This window comes from Nostoc foliaceum FACHB-393, assembly GCF_014698505.1.
GTDB classification, from domain to species: domain Bacteria; phylum Cyanobacteriota; class Cyanobacteriia; order Cyanobacteriales; family Nostocaceae; genus Nostoc; species Nostoc foliaceum_A.
Genome location: NZ_JACJTD010000175.1, coordinates 1 through 1,755, shown reverse-complemented (window position 1 = coordinate 1,755; position 1,755 = coordinate 1). Strand labels below are relative to the sequence as shown.

Genomic DNA, 1,755 nt, shown 5'->3' with positions numbered 1-1,755 from the left:
TTTGCTTTCCAATTATTTAATTCAGCAACTAAAACGCCCAAGTATTCCTATGTGCTTGGTTTGATTTAAGTTGTCGTGTGGCAGGGCTACGCCCCGCCCGCTATTTGTGCCAGTTGCGTAAGTCCTGACAACATTAAAACCCGCCTCTCTTAGACATATAGCAGTTGTTAGACCACTGACTCCTGCTCCAATTACTAAAATGTTCGTATCATTTTTCGCTAATAAGTTGTTCATCAAAGGTTATCTCGATTTTTTGTACTACAAAATAAATGCATTCTCTTGCATATTACTAATATTAATTGGGACACTTTTGGGCGGACGCAGCGTTAAGGAATTCTTAGCCTTTGACATTTGCTGCTACAAAATTTATTTCTCAATAGTTTTCGATTAAAAACTAAGTATAAGCAGTATTAATAATTCTGAAAATGAGTGACTATTTTTGAGTAATAGTTCAATGATGGATGAGCTTATTAGTACAATATTTAATAAATTTGTGAATAATTGAGCAACCTACTGGTTAGGCTTTAAAAGACTCGATAAGACTACGAACTTGTAAATTTCTTACTTACAGTATGTCTGGAAAGTAAAACAGTCTCCCAATACATCACTCATCACTCCAATCGCCTATATTAGCATCACTTTCGGCAATAAAAGAGAAAATCAATTTGGGAAGCGATGAACTAGGACTGCTAGAGCAAAAGAGAGAGAAGTTCGACTTCAACCTTCGACTAGCTTAAATCAACACATTGCACACTGAGTATATAAAAGTAGAAGGCGAAATATTGTTATTGGCATCCAAGGTGGAGCGAGGCTGTTAAAGCCAGATTCAACTAAGAGTATGAAAATTGGTATTTTCGAGCAGATGACAGTTAATAATGGATTGATTCTTACGCTCTTTATTCTGATTATAACCCTGCTATCTCTTGGCTATGGTTTTGGTGTGAAAGCTCGATGTTTACCCTTTACGGCAGAAATTGGGTATAACCAGCAGCAATGGCAATTTCTGCGATGGTGGGTCAAATTAGCCTTGGTTGCTGGAGTTTTATTACCGATGTGCTTGTTAGCTCTGGCTTGGAAACAACCATCTGTATGGGTATTTTGGGGAAGTTACCTGTTGATAGTCGCTGTACAACTCATATCTGAACGTGTTTTTAGTCGCTCCCTAGTGCCAAGTATTGTTGTACCTATTGGCTTTTTCTACACAGCTTTTCGGTTGTGGCAATTGCTAGATGGATTCACACAATTAACATTTTCCTATTTGACATTAGTGGGTTTTGGTGTTGTCGTATTGTTTTGGGTTGCTAACTTAATAATGTTGATGGTGATGGCTATTCCAACGGTCTTTAAAGGTTCGGAGTCAATTTCACAATCTTGATTTTGATGAAACATTTTTACTGCCTAGCTGAAAGCTGTGTTTCGTCGTAGTTATTTTTCGCACCCAATCCCATCCCCATCTCGGTCAAACCCATGAGGATCGGGTGGCAGCACTCTAAACCTTCTTTGGCTAATATCTCGGCAATCTAAGTCTGGTGAATTCTTTGGAATGCAAAAATCTGGGTAAGCAGGATCACAGTTATTCTGTTGCTGCGGTTGAATCGCCTGTGAAGTTGTCTTTTGGGTAGCTCTGTGGTAGGGTGTTGACTTTGGGTGTTTTGAGGTGATATTTCTTCATACAGAATATATATCTAAAAATATCCAATGTAAATTGGTGGTTAATGAAAGAATTAAAAAGGAATGGCACTAAGAAAAGCGTAA

2 protein-coding genes and 1 pseudogene are annotated in these 1,755 nt (G+C 38.1%); 1 reads left to right on the top strand and 2 read right to left on the bottom strand.

The genetic code is table 11. The features are described from left to right. Positions 1–90: 90 nt before the first annotated feature. Positions 91–234 (bottom strand): annotated as a pseudogene (locus H6G92_RS41300) (FAD-binding protein); the annotation flags it as partial. 604 nt (positions 235–838) lie between these two features. On the opposite strand from H6G92_RS41300, the gene H6G92_RS38710 reads away from it, so the two are divergent. Next, entirely contained in the window at positions 839–1,375 is a 537-nt protein-coding gene (locus tag H6G92_RS38710) for a hypothetical protein (protein ID WP_199345152.1), read from the top strand. 198 nt (positions 1,376–1,573) lie between these two features. Here H6G92_RS38710 and H6G92_RS39145 read toward each other — a convergent pair. Further along, positions 1,574–1,755 (bottom strand): hypothetical protein (locus H6G92_RS39145; RefSeq protein ID WP_206758858.1); only part of this gene is annotated, 182 nt, incomplete at its 5' end.